Consider the following 15,604-nt stretch of genomic DNA (forward strand, 5'->3'; position numbering starts at 1 on the left):
ATGTCTATACAAGTAACATCAGTTTCTAAATTATATAAAGAGCAAAAGGCTCTAGATGCTATTTCTTTTTCAGCTAAGAAAGGAGAAGTTATTGGCTTTTTAGGACCAAATGGTGCAGGTAAATCTACTATGATGAAAATCTTAACAGGTTTTATTTCACCAAATTCTGGTGATGTTTTAGTTGATGACATAGATGTGATGCAAAACCCAATTGAGGCTCAAAAAACTATTGGTTATTTACCAGAACACAATCCTTTATATGCAGAAATGTATGTGAGAGAATATTTACAATTTAGAGCCCAAATTTTTAAGGTTGATAAAAAACAGATTGAGAATTGTATAGAAAGAGTTGGTTTAACTGCAGAGGCTCACAAAAAGATAAATCAACTTTCTAAAGGATATCAACAGAGAGTGGGCATTGCAGCTGCTATTTTGCATAACCCATCCGTTTTAATTTTAGATGAACCAACTACAGGTTTAGACCCTAATCAATTAGTAGAAATTAGAGCATTAATAAAAAGTTTAGGACAAGAGAAAACAATACTATTATCTACACACATAATGCAGGAAGTAGAAGCTGTTTGCGATAAAGTAATCATCATAAAAAAAGGTAAAATTTTACTTGACGAACAACTAAGTAATTTGAACCCAAAAAAGCAACAAACCATAGAAGTTGCTTTTAATTCTTTGATAGATGAAGGTGTTTTTCAACAATTACAAGATTTGAAATCTGCCAAGAATATTGGCGAAAATATTTGGCAGTTAACTTTTACTTCAGAGGATGATAAGCGTCCAAAAGTGTTTGATTTTGCACAACAAAACAATCTTCAAATTTTAGAATTGAGTGCGAAGAATAAAAATTTAGAAATGCTTTTTAGAGAAATTACAGCTTAATTCAATTTATAATTTATTTGTTGTTTATCTAAGGTTGCCAAAAGTTCTGATGAAATTTTAATTTTTGTATTTCTACTAGGTAAACTTAGTTCTATTTTCTCTTTTGCATCCCAAATTGTAAAGTTCAAACTTTGAGTTCCATTTACATTTCTTAAAATACTTTCTAGGTTTAAAATACTTTCTTCATTTACATCATCTACAGACATTTTAATGGTAATTTTTTTACAAAGTGTATCCATAATGTCATGCAATAATTTAAACTCGGTAAACTTAATTCTTGGCTCACCTTGCACACCTTCTTTGTTTGTCCATCCAGCCTGAATTGTTGCACGCACAAATAAGAAAGAATTAGGTACTAGAAAATGTTTGAACTTAAGATAATCCTCTCCAAAAACACGAAATTCATTACTATCTCCATAATCTTCTATAAAGAAAGAAGCCCAACCTTTACCTGCTTTAGAAACTCTGTGTTGTACTTCTGTAATAATACCTGCAAAAGATAAATTCATACCCACGTATTTTGCTAAATCTCCTTTAAAATATTTTAAAGAAGCATTACAAAAAATCATTTCGTTTTTAAAATCATCTAAAGGATGTGCAGAAATATAAATACCAATGACTTCTTTTTCTTGAGATAAAAGCTCCATGGTTCCCCAAGTTTCACATTCAGGAATATCTGGTTCAGGAAACTGAACTGTAGAGGTCTCACCAAACATAGAAACCTGTGCAGAATTCTCATTTTCTTGGTATTTACTACCAAATTTCATGGCACGTTCTAAAAAGGTAATCCCTTTTTCATCAGTAGCAAAATATTGAGCTCTGTGTGTATCAGAAAAAGAATCAAAAGCACCTGCTTTAATTAAACTATCAAAAGATTTTTTATTGGCAGCTCTTAAATCTACACGTTTTGCTAAATCAAAAATAGAAGTGTAATTACCATTTTCTTTACGTTCTGCAATAATAGCTCTTACAGCTGCAGCACCAACACCTTTAACAGCAGCCATTCCAAAACGAACAGCACCTTCTTGATTTACCGAAAATTTTAAATAAGATTCATTAATATCTGGCCCTAAAACCTCTAATCCCATTCGTTTACATTCTTCCATAAAGAAAGAAACAGCTTTAATATCTTTCATATTATTAGAAAGTACAGAAGCCATATATTCTGCAGGATAATGTGCTTTTAAATAAGCAGTTTGATAGGCAATCCAAGCATAACAAGTAGAGTGAGATTTGTTAAAAGCGTAACTCGCAAAGGCTTCCCAATCTTTCCAGATTTTTTCTAGCTTTTCTTCATCATGACCATTTTTACCTGCTTGCTCAATGAATTTTGGTTTCATTTTATCAAGAACCGCAATTTGCTTTTTACCCATTGCTTTACGTAAAACATCGGCTTCACCTTTGGTAAAATCTGCCAGTTTTTGCGAGAGTAACATTACCTGCTCTTGGTAAACTGTAATTCCGTAAGTTTCTGCCAAATACTCTTCCATTGCTGGTAAATCGTACTCAATATCTTCTGTTCCGTGTTTTCTGTTAATAAAACTCGGAATATATTCCATTGGTCCAGGTCTGTACAAAGCATTCATTGCAATTAAATCTGCAAAAACAGTTGGTTTTAAAGAACGCATGTGTTTTTGCATTCCTGGAGATTCATATTGAAAAATACCTACAGTTTCTCCTCTTTGGAATAATTCATAGGTTTTTTCATCATCTAAAGGAAAATTCTCAGGATCTAAATCTACATCATGTTTTGCCTTTACAATTTTTACAGTGTCCTTAATTAAAGTCAGTGTTTTTAATCCTAAGAAATCCATTTTTAACAAACCTGCAGATTCTACTACAGAGTTGTCAAATTGAGTAACATACATATCAGAGTCCTTTGCTAAAGCAACAGGAACGTAATTGGTAATATCACCAGGAGTAATAATTACACCACAAGCATGTATACCTGTGTTTCTTACAGAACCTTCTAAAATTGTGGCTTTGTTAATGGTTTCTGAAACAAGGTCTGACCCAAAAGACATGTTTCTTAGTTCTTCTACTAATTGTTTTTCTTCTGCACGTAAGCCATCAACTTTTCCTTTACTTTTTGGATCATCACCAAAAATGTTTTTTAGTTTAATTCCAGGTATAAGTTTGGCAATTCTATCTGCTTCAAAAAGTGGTAAATCTAAAACTCTGGCTGTATCTCTAATAGATGATTTTGCAGCCATTGTTCCATAAGTGATAATTTGTGCAACTTGATTTGCACCATATTTATCAATTACGTAATCCATAACTCGACCTCGACCTTCATCATCAAAATCAATATCAATATCGGGCATGGAAACACGCTCAGGATTTAAAAAACGCTCAAAAAGTAAATCGTATTTAATAGGATCTATATTTGTAATCCAAAGACAATAGGCAACCACAGAACCAGCTGCAGAACCACGACCTGGACCAACAGCAACGTCCATTTTTCTGGCTTCCCGAATAAAATCTTCTACAATTAAAAAATAACCGGGATACCCTGTTTTTTCAATTACTTCTAACTCAAAATCTAAACGTTCTTTAATTTCTTGAGTAATTTCTCCATATCTAATCTTGGCACCCTCAAAAGTTAAGTGTTTTAAGAAATTATTTTCTCCACGTTTTCCTCCATCTTCATCATCTTTTGCATCTTTAAATTCATCAGGAATATCAAATGCAGGTAATAAAACGTCTCTAGCTAACGTGAATATTTCTACCTTATCTACAATTTCTTGAATATTAATAATAGCTTCTGGCAAATCTGCAAAAAGCGTTTTCATTTCATCTGAAGACTTAAAATAGTATTCTTCATTAGGTAAACCATATCTATAACCACGACCTTTACCTTTTGGTGTAGCTTGCTTTTCACCATCTTTCACACACAATAAAATATCGTGTGCATTTGCATCTTTTTTCTCTAAATAAAAGGTATTGTTGGTAGCAACAATTTTTACATTGTGCTTTTTAGAAAATTTTAATAAGGTTTCATTTACAATTTTTTCATCTTGTTGATTATGCCTCATCAACTCAATGTAAAAATCATCTTTAAATTCTTCTTTCCACCAAAGCAAAGCTTCTTCAGCTTGTTTTTCACCAAGATTTAAAATTTTACTTGGTACTTCTCCATACAAGTTACCCGTTAAAACAATAACATCATCTTTGTACTTTTTGATGATTTCTTTATCAATTCTTGGCACATAATAAAAACCATCAACAAAGGCTATAGAAGACATCTTAGCTAAATTATGGTAGCCTTTTTTATTTTTAGCCAGTAAAACTACTTGGTAACCATTGTCTTTTTGAGATTTGTTTTTATGGTCTTCACATACATTAAATTCACAACCAATAATTGGTTTCATTGGAGTTTCTGCTGATTTGTTATGATTTAATACTGCACTAACAAAATGGAAAGAAGCCATCATGTTTGCAGTATCTGTCATAGCAACTGCAGGCATATTATCTTTAGCAGCTGCTTTTACAATGTTACCAATTTGCATGGTAGATTGTAATACAGAAAATTGTGTGTGATTGTGTAAATGCGCAAACTGTACATCTTTAAGTTCAGCTAAACCTTCAGAGGTTGATATGGTTTCTTTAGTGTCTTTTAATTTTTCTAGACGCTTACGAATTTTATCGCTCTCTTTTTTTAGGTTGATGTGTTTTAAACCAATTAATTGAATCGGTTTTGGATTTGCTTCAGAAAAGTTTTTAAAATAATCTGTATCTACATCTAATTGTTCTTTAGTAAATTCCCTAATTCGAATTAATTCTAAAAAACAACGAGTTGTAGCCTCAACATCTGCAGTTGCATTATGTGCTTCTGCAAAATCGATTCCAAATAAATGTTTGTGTAACTCTGTTAAAGTTGGCAGTTTAAATTTACCTCCTCTACCACCTGGAATTTGACATAGAAGTGCAGTTTTCTCTGTACAGGTGTCTAAAACAGGCAATTGGTTTAAGTTTGTTTTTGTGGCTAATCTATGAAACTCACAACCCATAATATTTAAATCGAACTCTACATTTTGCCCAACAACAAATTTGGTTTTCTGTAAAACTTCATTAAATAAGCGCAAACCCTCTTCTAAAGAAATACCTTCTTTTTCTGCTAGTTCTGTAGAAATTCCGTGAATTCTTTCTGCATCATAAGGAATGTTGAATCCATCAGGTTTAATTAAAAAATCATTATGTTCTAATACATTACCCATTTCATCATGCAATTGCCAAGCAATTTGTATGCATCTTGGCCAATTATCTGTGTCTGTAATTGGGGCATTCCAGCTTTTAGGTAAACCTGTAGTTTCAGTATCAAAAATTAAGTACATAGAAGATTTTATCTGATAAATTTGGAAGGTTAAAAGTACAAAATCAACAAATATTTTAAACTACGAAGTTGTGCAGACTTATCAACAAAAAAAGTCAACCCAATTAAGGATTGACTTTTTAAAATTAATTCAAATAATTTATTTTTATGCTAACTCTTCTTCTACCATTAATGAGTTAATTGCAGACTGAATTTTAATTTTCTGTCTATCTAACAATTTCTCTGTACTTGGTGCGAATTCGTTGTCTTTTAATATTTCACAATATTCGTCATAATTTGCTTTTTCACCTCTAATGGCTTCTTCTAAAATGGCTTCTTCATCATTTGAGCTGAATAACGATTTTAAAGACATCCAGTTTCTGTGCATAGATCCTGTAAAGGTTCCACTATCTTCTGGAATTTGTCCATAAGATAAAATTTCGGTTCTTAAGTTTTTGGCAAACTCACTTCTTTCTGAAGCTCTATTTTTAAAGAATATTTTTAATCTTGTACTATCTACATTTTCTGCAGCGTTTAAATACCCTTTTTCTGCATCATAATTCTTCTCTAACAATTCGTTTAATTGATTCGAAACTTTTTCACTATACTTCATAATATCATTTTCATTTTAAATTTCAACAATTTATTTTAAGATGCTTATTGTTTAACATCTGATACAAAAGTAGTTAAGATATATAGTTTGCATTTGTTCAAATGATTTGATTGTTAACGCTATCACTATTTTAGTGTTTTTTAATAATTGCTGATACTGAATATTTTATCTTCTTTTTTATTAGTTTTTATCAAAAAGAAAATCGTAAATTTGCGGTCGCTTATTACGAGATAATAAGAGTTTTAATAACCAAGGTCGAGAACCTTAAAAAATTAATAAGTATGCCAGTAAAGATTAGATTACAAAGACATGGTAAAAAAGGAAAACCTTTTTATTGGATTGTTGCTGCAGATTCACGTGCAAAGAGAGATGGACGCTATTTAGAGAAAATAGGTACCTATAATCCAAATGTAAACCCAGCTGAAATTAACTTAGATGTTGATGGTGCTGTAAAATGGTTACAGAATGGTGCTCAGCCAACTGACACTGCAAAAGCAATTTTATCTTACAAAGGAGCTATGCTAAAAAATCATTTAGCAGGTGGAGTAAGAAAAGGAGCTTTAACTGAAGAGCAAGCAGAAGAGAAATTTAAAGCTTGGTTAGAAGAAAAAGAAGGAAAAGTTTCTACTAAAGAAGAAAAATTAGCAAAAGCAGAAGCTGATGCTAAAGCAAAAGCTTTAGAAGCTGAAAAAGCAGTTAACGAAGCAAGAATTGCTGCTAATACTCCAGAAGTAGAAGAAGCAGGTGATGCTACTGAAGAAGTTGAAGCTTTAGAAGTTGCTGCTGAAGAAGGAGTTGCTGCTGCAGATTCTGAGGTTGCAGAAGAAGAAAAATCAGCTGAGTAAAACTTTTATACGATATGCGTAAAGAAGAATGTTTTTACTTAGGCAGAATCGTAACAAAATATAGTTTTAAGGGTGAGGTTGTTATCAAATTAGATACAGACGAACCTGAGTTGTACAAAAATATGGAATCAGTTTACGTCGAATTTGGCAGTAATCTGGTTCCATTTTTTATTGAAAAAAGTTCGCTGCATAAAGGAAATCAATTACGTGTTCAGTTTGAAGATGTCTACTCAGAAGAAGAAGCAGATTCCATTTTAAAATGCGGTATTTATTTACCTTTAGATTTATTACCTAAATTATCTGGAGATAAATTTTATTTCCATGAAGTAATTGGTTTTAATGTTCTAGATGCCAATTATGGTGATGTTGGTAAAATTGTACATATTAATGATAAAGCTGCACAGCCATTATTTGAAATAGATAATAATGGTAAAGAGGTATTTATACCAATGATAGATGATTTTATCAAAAAAGTAGATAGAGCAAACAAAACAATAGAAGTCGAAACTCCAGAAGGCTTAATAGAATTGTATTTAAATAGCTAATAAGTTATTTACTCTTAAGGAATATCAAAACTAAAGTTTACTCTAGCAAATTCATTTGCGTTTCCATTACTAGCTCTTTCTAGTAATAGTTCACCTTCAACAAATACTTGCACCTTTAGCTCTGATGTACTAAAGTTATTTCTAAAGGCTTCACCATCTAAAAAGTCATATTTGTAATTATCAAAAATTAACTTTAATGGTAAAGGATTACCATCTGTATCGTACTTAAATACGTATGCTTCTGCAACATCTGTAGCTAAATCAATATCATAATACGTAATCATGGCCTCATCATAATTTGGCTCTGTAGTAGTAAAAATAATTTCAATATCGTTTGTAGATGCTTCTTCTTGAGCTGCAATATCAGCAGCAGTAACTTCATCACAGGTACAACTACAAGAATACAAGATGGCTAACATAAAAATGGCTACAATTTTCTTCATAAATGTGATGTTTACTTTTCTAAAAATTTAATTTTTGATAGTACAATATTAGTTAATTTTGCTGTAACTAAAAACTTACGATTATCAAACCTTTTAATTTTAAACAATTTACAGTTCATCAAGATAAAACAGCTATGAAAGTTGGTACAGATGGTGTTCTTTTGGGTGCTTGGTGTTCTGTTACTAATAATGTTGAATCTATACTTGATATTGGTTCAGGTACAGGAGTTATTAGTTTAATGATGGCTCAACGTTCTGAAGCTTTTACAATTGATGCAGTAGAACTTGATGATGAAGCTTATGAGCAAACTGTAGAGAATTTTGAAGGTTCAGATTGGGGTGATCGCCTGTTTTGTTATCATTCTGATTTTACTGATTTTGCTAATGAAATTGCAGAGGAAGAGGAAAGTTATGATTTGGTTATATCTAATCCTCCTTTTTATTCTGATGATTTTGAAACGGATAATGAGTCTAGAAACAAAGCAAGATTCACTTCTTCTTTACCATTTGAAGATTTATTAAAAGGTGTTGCAATGATATTGAGTGATGGTGGATGTTTTTCTACCATAATTCCTAAAAAAGAGGAAAACGCATTTATAGAATTAGCAAAAAAACAAGGTTTATATGTTAATCGAATTTGTCATGTAAAGGGCAATGAGACATCTGCTGTTAAGCGCAGTTTACTAGAATTCTCTTTTCACGAAAGTATCATCGATATTCAAGAGCTAATTATAGAAACTGAAAGACATAAATACACAGAAGCCTATGTATCTTTAACAAAAGAGTTTTATTTAAAAATGTAATTAACCCCTAACATGATTAGGATTATAGCCTAAATAAGGAACTTCTCTTTCTTTAAAAATTATGCCATAATTCTCGAGCTCTTTTAAAATTGGTTCATAAACTTCTTTAAGAATTGGCAATTGAACACCAGGAGTTTTTATTTCTCCTTTTAATATTTTTAAAGCAGCAATAGCAACAGGTAAACCCACAGTTTTAGCCATTGCTGTATAGGTTTGATTTTCTCCTTTAACAACCAAACTGCTCTCTATCTGTTTTTTATTATTATTTAATTCGTAGCCAAATAAATGCTGCATAACAATCATGTCTTTGTCATCACTTTTTAGGGTCCAAGAATCTTCTAATATTTTTTGAAGGATTTGAGCAGGAGTTGCATTTTTGAGTTTCACTTTTTTCTTTGGATTAAATAAATCCAATTCAACTAATTTTTCCCACATAATATCATCTTGATCAATCTTTAAGTAAGAGCGCAATTTTAGTTCTACAGAATCAGAAGGCGAATAAGCTAAGAACAAGTTTACAAAATCACGATAACTCATGTTTTCAGAATCTTCTATGGTGTAAGAATCATCTGTCATGCCTAATTGAACAAAAATGTTCCATGCTCTAGAAAAACCAATCTTTCTAATAGTACCTCTATACATGGTTGGTATATTGTCTAAACCATACACACTTCTATATTTTAACGAATCTCTATTGGCATATGCTTCATATCTATTATTTTCTATTTTTAAGAATTCAGTTCTTCTAAATAATTTATGATAAGGAATGTATTTATAAGTACTTTCTTGAATAAACATAGCAGCTCCTCCTTGACCCGCTAAAACTACATTTCTAGGATTCCAAGTAAATTTATAGTTCCATAGGTTGGTATCACTTTCAGGAGCAACCAATCCTCCACAAAAAGATTCGAATAATAACATTTTACCTTTATTATTTCTAATAGAATCGATTACTTTCATGGCACTCATATGATCTAAACCAGGATCTAGACCTATCTCATTCATAAAAACAAGATTGTTTTCTTTGGCTTGTTCATTCAATGCTTGCATCTCTTTAGAAATGTAAGATGCAGTTACCATATGTTTTTTAAGTGTAATACAATCTTTTGCTACTTCTATATGAAATCTTGCAGGCAACATAGAAATTACTAAATCACAATTTTTAATTTCAAGCTGTCTTTGGTTATCGTTAAATACATCAAACTGAATAACATTGGTTTTTTTATGGTTGTTAACCAATTGCTTGGCATTGTTAATGTCTAAATCTCCAATCGTTAAAAACAGATTTTCTATATCTGCTTTGTCTAATAAGTATTTAATAAGAGATGAGCTTGATTTTCCAGCACCAATAATCAGAATGTTTTTCATGAAATAAAACGTATTTTTGATAGATAAACGAAGATACTATAATTGTTTAAAATTTAACAGAAACACAAAAAAATGTTTAAAAATTTAATTATTACTTGTTTTTTGGGATTGTCAGCTGTTATTCTAGGTGCTTTTGGAGCACACGCTTTAAAGGAAACTTTAAGTCCAGAAAATTTACAGAGTTTTGAAACTGCAGTTCGTTATCAAATGTATCATGTAATAGTGCTCCTTATTATAAACCTCTATGATGGATTTACAGAAAAGCAAAAAAACACTATAAGTTATCTTTTATTCTCAGGTATTATATTGTTCTCAGGATCTATCTATTGCATTCAGTTAACCTCTATAACTGCAAAATCTATTTGGTTTACAACACCTTTAGGAGGTTTGTTTTTTATAATTGCTTGGCTTTCAATGATTGTAATATTCGTAAAAAAAATAAGAAAGAATTAAATAATTCGTAAATCTTTTCTGATAATCACGTTGTTTTAAAATATTCATTAGTTTTGTTACTTATAAAAATCAAAAAATATTGATATGGTAGATACAAATACGAAATCGATTTCGTTAAATAGTCTAGGAATCAAAAATGCAACAATTCGTTATCAATTAACTTCTAACGAATTACATCAAGTAACTTTAGAGAAAGAACAAGGAGTAGAATCATCTTTAGGCGCAATTGCTGTAAATACAGGTGAATTTACAGGTCGTTCACCTATGGATCGTTTTATTGTAAAAGATGAAATTACCAAAGACGAAGTTTGGTGGAGTAACATTAATTTACCTTTTGATGAAAATAAATTCGATAGTCTTTATAATAAGGTTGTAGATTATTTATCTGAAAAAGAAATCTTTGTAAGAGATAGTTATGCTTGTGCAGACGAAAATTACAAATTAAATATTAGAGTGGTTAATGAATATCCTTGGAGCAACATGTTTGCTTACAATATGTTCTTAAGGCCAACTGAAGATGAGTTACAAAATTTCACTCCTGAATGGACAGTAATTAATGCACCAGGTTTTATGGCAGATGCTGCTGTAGATGGAACTCGTCAGCACAATTTTGCAATTTTAAATTTTTCTAAGAAAATTGCTTTAATTGGTGGTACTGGTTATACAGGTGAAATTAAAAAAGGTATTTTTTCTGCTCTTAACTTTATATTACCAGTTTATAAAAATACACTACCTATGCATTGTTCTGCAAACGTAGGTAAGGAAGGAGATACAGCTATTTTCTTTGGTTTATCTGGTACAGGTAAAACTACGTTATCTACAGATCCAAATAGAAGTTTAATTGGAGATGATGAACATGGTTGGACAGCAGAAAACACAGTTTTTAATTTTGAAGGAGGTTGTTATGCAAAAGTGATTAATTTATCACAAGAGCAAGAACCAGAAATCTTTTCTGCAATTAAAAAAGGCGCAATTTTAGAGAATGTAATTATGGATGATAATGGAGTAGTCGATTTTACAGACACTTCAATTACCCAAAATACAAGAGTTAGTTATCCTATTTATCATATAGATAATATTCAGAAACCATCAATAGGTAAAAACCCAAAAAACATCTTCTTTTTAACAGCAGATGCATTTGGCGTATTGCCTCCAATATCTAAATTAACACCTAGTCAAGCAGCTTATCACTTTATCTCTGGTTATACAGCAAAAGTGGCAGGTACAGAGGCAGGTGTAACAGAACCAGTACCAAGTTTTTCAGCTTGTTTTGGAGCACCATTTATGCCTTTGCATCCTACTAGATATGCAGAAATGCTTAGTAAGAAAATGACAGATGCAGGTGTAAACGTTTGGTTAGTAAACACAGGTTGGTCTGGAGGTAAATATGGTGTAGGTAGAAGAATGCCATTAAAATATACTAGAGCAATGATTACTGCAGTTTTAAATGGAGATTTAAAAGATTATACTTACGAAGATTACCATATTCACTCAGTATTTGGAGTTGCACAACCAAGATCTTGTCCTGGAGTGCCAACAGAATTATTAAGTCCGCGAGCAACTTGGAATAATGATGATGCTTATTACGAAACTGCTTTTAAATTATCGAATGCATTTAGAAATAACTTTAAACAGTTTGAAGAATTTGCAAGCGAAGAAATTAGAAGAGGTGGTCCTCAAAGATATGCTTATTAGTTAGCATAGTTTTTAGTTTAAATCAGAAACACCTCATTTATATGAGGTGTTTTTTGATTTAAAAAAGTATCTTTAGTTCATAAAACTTGTTTTGAATGATTAAAAAATGGTTTCAGAATATTGGTCCAGGAACTTTGGTTGCAGCTGCTTTTATTGGTCCAGGAACTGTTACATTATGCACAACAGCAGGTGTAAATTTCGGTTTCAATTTACTTTGGGCAATGTTACTTTCTATAATTGCAACCATTGTTTTACAAGAAATGGCTGCAAGGTTGGGAATCATAGCGCAAAAAGGTTTGTCTGAAGTAATCAGAGAAGAAATTAAAGTTCCATTTTTAAAACAATTTATCACCTTATTAATTTTATCAGCAATTGTAATTGGTAATGCCTCTTATGAAGCAGGTAATATTAGTGGGGGAATTCTTGGCTTAGAAACTATTCTTGGAGAAATCTCTTATAACATAGGCGAATTATCTATTAATTTTCTAAGTATCGCTATTGGTATCATTGCATTTGTACTTTTATATATTGGGAATTACAAGTTCCTAGAAAAAGCATTGGTAACCTTAGTGATTTTAATGAGTTTTTCATTTGTAGTTACAGCAATTATTACTCAGCCAAATATAGGAGAAGTACTAAATGGCTTGTTAGTTCCTAAATTTCCAGAAAAAAGTTTACTTACCATAATTGGTTTAATAGGTACAACAGTTGTTCCTTATAATTTATTTTTACATGCCTCGCTTGTTAAAGAAAGATGGTCTCAAAAAGAAGATTTAAAACTTGCAAAAAAAGATACAATAGTATCCATTATTTTAGGAGGTTTAGTCTCTATAGCTATTATCATTTCAGCAGCTTCAATTCCTTCAAAAGATATTTTAAATGCAGCAGATTTAGCAAAAGGTTTAGCGCCTTTATATGGAGAATTTGCAAAATATTTTCTGGCACTAGGTTTGTTTGCAGCAGGTATTACTTCTGCAATTACAGCTCCTTTAGCAGCTGCTTATGTAGCTAAAGGTTGCTTAGGCTTTAAAGGAGGCTTGCAATCTAAATGGTTTAGATTGGTATGGATGATTATTCTGTTTTTAGGTGTTTTGTTTTCGTCAATAGGAATAAAACCTATAGAAATTATAAAATTTGCTCAAATTGCAAATGGCATGCTTTTGCCAATTATAGCTGGTATTTTACTGTGGATAATGAATAAGAAAAATGTTCTTGGAATTCATGTAAATAGCAAAACACAAAATGTTTTTGGATTTATAATTTTGCTAGTCTCAATTTTTCTTGGAGCTAAAGGAATTCTAAAGGTTTTTAATTTTATTTAAATGAAGATTGATATAAATTGTGATGTTGGAGAAGGAGAAGGTAATGAGCAGTTTCTAATGCCTTATATTTCTTCTTGTAATATTGCTTGTGGAGGTCATTTTGGTAATGTAAATACTATTGATAAAACCATACAATTGGCAATTGAGAATCAAGTTAAAATTGGTGCTCATCCTTCTTTTCCAGATAAAGAAAATTTTGGTAGAAAACTGATGAATATTTCTGATGAGGAATTAAAAGAAAGTATCAATTCTCAACTCAATTTATGTAAAGAAAGAATGTCTTTAGTTGGTGCAAAATTACATCACATAAAACCACATGGAGCATTGTATAATGCAATTGCTGTTAATGAAAAGTTGGCTGTTTTTTTTGCTAATCTTGTAAAACCATATTTAAAAGAAGCATATTTATATGTGCCCTATAATTCTGTAATAGCGAAAGTAGCTTTGAAGAAAAATATCACTATAAAATATGAAGCTTTTGCAGATAGAAATTATAATGATGATTTAACCCTTGTTTCTCGGACTAAAAATAACGCTTTGTTGGTTGATAAAAATGAAGTTTTAAATCATACTTTACATATGATTAAATATCAAAATGTGAAAACAATTTCTGATTTAGAAATACCAATAAAAGCAGATACTTTTTGCGTTCATGGAGATACAAAGAATGCTATAGAAATTGTAAAATTTATAAATAAACAACTTACCGAAAAAGGTTTTTCTATTGGTTAAACAAATATCATACAAGCAATTTGGAGCCAAAGCAATTCTTATTGAGTGGCAGTCTATTATTAGTGATGAAATATTACAAGACATCTTGCTTTTTAAATCTAAAATCAACTTAGATAAAAATATAGCAATTATTGATTTGGTTCAGGGCTATAATTCTTTAACTGTCGTTTATAAAAATGATATAATCAAATTTGAAGAAAAAGTAAATCAACTAAAAGCTATTTACCAATTACCAACCCAATTAGTGAAGCAACAATTTTATCAATGGGAAATTCCTGTATGTTATGATTTGCAATTTGGTATAGATTTAGAAGAAATGGCTACGAGTTCTAAACTTGATTTAGAAGAGATTATTCGTTTACACTCAGAAGCTTTATATCGTGTTTACTTTATTGGCTTTTTACCAGGGTTTCTGTATTTAGGAGGATTAAATTCAAACATTTTTTTTGATAGAAGACCAAACCCTAGATTAAATGTACCTAAAGGAACTGTGGCTATTGGAGGCAAACAAACAGGTATTTATCCTAATGCTTCTGCAGGTGGTTGGAATATTATTGGCAGAACTCCTATTCATTTTTTTGATGCAGAAAATGAAAACCCTTGTTTTGCAAAAGCAGGTGATTATATTAAGTTTAAAAGTATTTCAATTGAGGAATTTAAAGAATTAGAAATTGCAATTAATGAGAAGAACCATCAACCCTTAAAGACTTTATATAATGCTTAAAATTTTAAAGACGGGTTTTTTAAGCTCTATTCAAGATAAAGGTAGATTTGGTTTTGCTTCTAAAGGTGTACCAATTTCAGGAGCTATGGATGCTTATTCTGCAGATTTAGCAAATGCTATATTGAATAATGCAGAAACAGATGCAGTTATAGAAGTAACTCTAGGCAATTGTACGTTTCAGTTCTTAGCAGATACTACAATTTGCATTACAGGTGGAGATTTTACGCCAAAATTAAATGGAACTACAATTCAATTAAATAAAATTATACCTATTTTTAAAACCGATATTTTAACTTTTCAAAAAGTAAATTATGGTGTACGATGTTATTTAGCTGTTAAAGGTGGTTTTTTAACTGACCAAATATTGGGAAGTAAAAGTTATTACTCTATTATTACAAATAGCAATAGCATTCATAAAGGTGATTTATTACCTTACCATGAATTAAGAGAGATAAGTTCAAAGATTCAATCATCAATAAAAATTAATAAAAATCATTATAAAGAAACTGAAATAGCATGTTATAAAGGTCCTGAGTTTCATTCGTTAGACGATGAACAAAAGAAGTTTCTACTAGAAACAACCTTTACAATATCTAAAGATAATTCTAGAATGGGGTATAAGTTGAATGAACTTTTAGTAAATGAGTTGCCTCAATTATTAACATCGTCTGTTTTTCCTGGTACAGTTCAACTAACAAAATCGGGAACCTTAATTGTGTTAATGAGAGACTGCCAAACAACAGGTGGTTATCCTAGAATATTGCAATTAACAGAACAAGCAATTAATCAGTTAGCACAGAAAACGAGCTCAGATTCCTTTAAATTTAAGGTAAAACTCATTTGAGTTAAGATTTC

At 30.9% G+C, this 15,604-nt stretch carries 14 protein-coding genes; 10 read left to right on the plus strand and 4 right to left on the minus strand.

The features are described from left to right. Window positions 1-894, plus strand: a complete 894-nt coding sequence (gene gldA / locus LPB302_RS12270; protein WP_053973275.1) for a gliding motility-associated ABC transporter ATP-binding subunit GldA — start codon at window positions 1-3, stop codon at window positions 892-894. Here the strand turns inward: gldA and dnaE are convergent. Both dnaE and LPB302_RS12280 read right to left on the minus strand, forming a co-directional pair. Then, window positions 891-5,228: a DNA polymerase III subunit alpha gene (gene dnaE, locus LPB302_RS12275; protein WP_053973274.1), complete on the minus strand. Its 4,338-nt coding sequence runs from the start codon at window positions 5,226-5,228 to the stop codon at window positions 891-893. The two genes, gldA and dnaE, sit on opposite strands and share 4 nt — an antisense overlap. A 144-nt stretch (window positions 5,229-5,372) precedes the next feature. Further along, window positions 5,373-5,819, minus strand: coding sequence for a ferritin-like domain-containing protein (locus LPB302_RS12280; protein ID WP_053973273.1), 447 nt, complete (start codon window positions 5,817-5,819; stop codon window positions 5,373-5,375). A gap of 281 nt (window positions 5,820-6,100) precedes the next feature. Between LPB302_RS12280 and LPB302_RS12285 the strand changes: the two genes are divergently transcribed. Together LPB302_RS12285 and rimM are read left to right on the plus strand one after the other, a co-directional pair. After that, window positions 6,101-6,664: a 30S ribosomal protein S16 gene (locus LPB302_RS12285; RefSeq protein ID WP_053973272.1), complete on the plus strand. Its 564-nt coding sequence runs from the start codon at window positions 6,101-6,103 to the stop codon at window positions 6,662-6,664. A gap of 14 nt (window positions 6,665-6,678) precedes the next feature. After that, window positions 6,679-7,209: a ribosome maturation factor RimM gene (rimM, locus tag LPB302_RS12290; protein WP_053973271.1), complete on the plus strand. Its 531-nt coding sequence runs from the start codon at window positions 6,679-6,681 to the stop codon at window positions 7,207-7,209. A gap of 14 nt (window positions 7,210-7,223) precedes the next feature. On the opposite strand, the gene LPB302_RS12295 is transcribed toward rimM, so the two are convergent. Next, the gene (locus LPB302_RS12295; RefSeq protein ID WP_053973270.1) at window positions 7,224-7,652 is read right to left on the minus strand and encodes a hypothetical protein; all 429 of its coding nucleotides are present in this window, start codon (window positions 7,650-7,652) and stop codon (window positions 7,224-7,226) included. A gap of 80 nt (window positions 7,653-7,732) precedes the next feature. Between LPB302_RS12295 and LPB302_RS12300 the strand changes: the two genes are divergently transcribed. Continuing rightward, a complete protein-coding gene (locus LPB302_RS12300) occupies window positions 7,733-8,455 on the plus strand; it encodes a tRNA1(Val) (adenine(37)-N6)-methyltransferase (RefSeq protein ID WP_255164380.1) in 723 nt (240 codons plus the stop codon). On the opposite strand, the gene LPB302_RS12305 is transcribed toward LPB302_RS12300, so the two are convergent. Further along, the gene (locus LPB302_RS12305) at window positions 8,456-9,823 is read right to left on the minus strand and encodes a saccharopine dehydrogenase family protein (protein WP_053973268.1); all 1,368 of its coding nucleotides are present in this window, start codon (window positions 9,821-9,823) and stop codon (window positions 8,456-8,458) included. A gap of 72 nt (window positions 9,824-9,895) precedes the next feature. On the opposite strand from LPB302_RS12305, the gene LPB302_RS12310 reads away from it, so the two are divergent. The 6 genes from LPB302_RS12310 to LPB302_RS12335 all read left to right on the plus strand — a co-directional run bounded on the left by LPB302_RS12310 (window position 9,896) and on the right by LPB302_RS12335 (window position 15,593). Then, on the plus strand, window positions 9,896-10,276 hold the full coding sequence (locus LPB302_RS12310) for a DUF423 domain-containing protein (RefSeq protein WP_053973267.1): 381 nt from the start codon (window positions 9,896-9,898) through the stop codon (window positions 10,274-10,276). 84 nt (window positions 10,277-10,360) lie between these two features. Next, the gene (gene pckA / locus LPB302_RS12315; RefSeq protein ID WP_053973266.1) at window positions 10,361-11,971 is read left to right on the plus strand and encodes a phosphoenolpyruvate carboxykinase (ATP); all 1,611 of its coding nucleotides are present in this window, start codon (window positions 10,361-10,363) and stop codon (window positions 11,969-11,971) included. 95 nt (window positions 11,972-12,066) lie between these two features. Further along, a complete protein-coding gene (locus tag LPB302_RS12320) occupies window positions 12,067-13,293 on the plus strand; it encodes an Nramp family divalent metal transporter (protein WP_053973265.1) in 1,227 nt (408 codons plus the stop codon). Beyond that, the gene (gene pxpA, locus LPB302_RS12325) at window positions 13,294-14,025 is read left to right on the plus strand and encodes a 5-oxoprolinase subunit PxpA (protein WP_053973264.1); all 732 of its coding nucleotides are present in this window, start codon (window positions 13,294-13,296) and stop codon (window positions 14,023-14,025) included. It begins immediately after the preceding gene. Next, window positions 14,018-14,749, plus strand: a complete 732-nt coding sequence (gene pxpB, locus LPB302_RS12330; protein ID WP_053973263.1) for a 5-oxoprolinase subunit PxpB — start codon at window positions 14,018-14,020, stop codon at window positions 14,747-14,749. Before pxpA ends, pxpB begins: the two co-directional genes overlap by 8 nt. Next, window positions 14,742-15,593, plus strand: coding sequence for a 5-oxoprolinase subunit C family protein (locus tag LPB302_RS12335; protein ID WP_053973262.1), 852 nt, complete (start codon window positions 14,742-14,744; stop codon window positions 15,591-15,593). Before pxpB ends, LPB302_RS12335 begins: the two co-directional genes overlap by 8 nt. The last annotated feature ends 11 nt before the right edge of the window (window positions 15,594-15,604 follow it).

The organism is Polaribacter dokdonensis, from assembly GCF_024362345.1.
GTDB classification, from domain to species: Bacteria; Bacteroidota; Bacteroidia; order Flavobacteriales; family Flavobacteriaceae; genus Polaribacter; species Polaribacter dokdonensis.

Coding starts and splice junctions, on each gene's coding strand:
- LPB302_RS12295 (WP_053973270.1), bottom strand. CDS start 7,652: ATGAAGAAAATTGTAGCCATTTTTATGTTAGCCATCTTGTATTCTTGT.
- LPB302_RS12310 (WP_053973267.1), top strand. CDS start 9,896: ATGTTTAAAAATTTAATTATTACTTGTTTTTTGGGATTGTCAGCTGTT.
- LPB302_RS12335 (WP_053973262.1), top strand. CDS start 14,742: ATGCTTAAAATTTTAAAGACGGGTTTTTTAAGCTCTATTCAAGATAAA.
- LPB302_RS12320 (WP_053973265.1), top strand. CDS start 12,067: ATGATTAAAAAATGGTTTCAGAATATTGGTCCAGGAACTTTGGTTGCA.
- rimM (WP_053973271.1), top strand. CDS start 6,679: ATGCGTAAAGAAGAATGTTTTTACTTAGGCAGAATCGTAACAAAATAT.
- LPB302_RS12280 (WP_053973273.1), bottom strand. CDS start 5,819: ATGAAGTATAGTGAAAAAGTTTCGAATCAATTAAACGAATTGTTAGAG.
- dnaE (WP_053973274.1), bottom strand. CDS start 5,228: ATGTACTTAATTTTTGATACTGAAACTACAGGTTTACCTAAAAGCTGG.
- LPB302_RS12285 (WP_053973272.1), top strand. CDS start 6,101: ATGCCAGTAAAGATTAGATTACAAAGACATGGTAAAAAAGGAAAACCT.
- pxpA (WP_053973264.1), top strand. CDS start 13,294: ATGAAGATTGATATAAATTGTGATGTTGGAGAAGGAGAAGGTAATGAG.
- LPB302_RS12305 (WP_053973268.1), bottom strand. CDS start 9,823: ATGAAAAACATTCTGATTATTGGTGCTGGAAAATCAAGCTCATCTCTT.
- pckA (WP_053973266.1), top strand. CDS start 10,361: ATGGTAGATACAAATACGAAATCGATTTCGTTAAATAGTCTAGGAATC.
- gldA (WP_053973275.1), top strand. CDS start 1: ATGTCTATACAAGTAACATCAGTTTCTAAATTATATAAAGAGCAAAAG.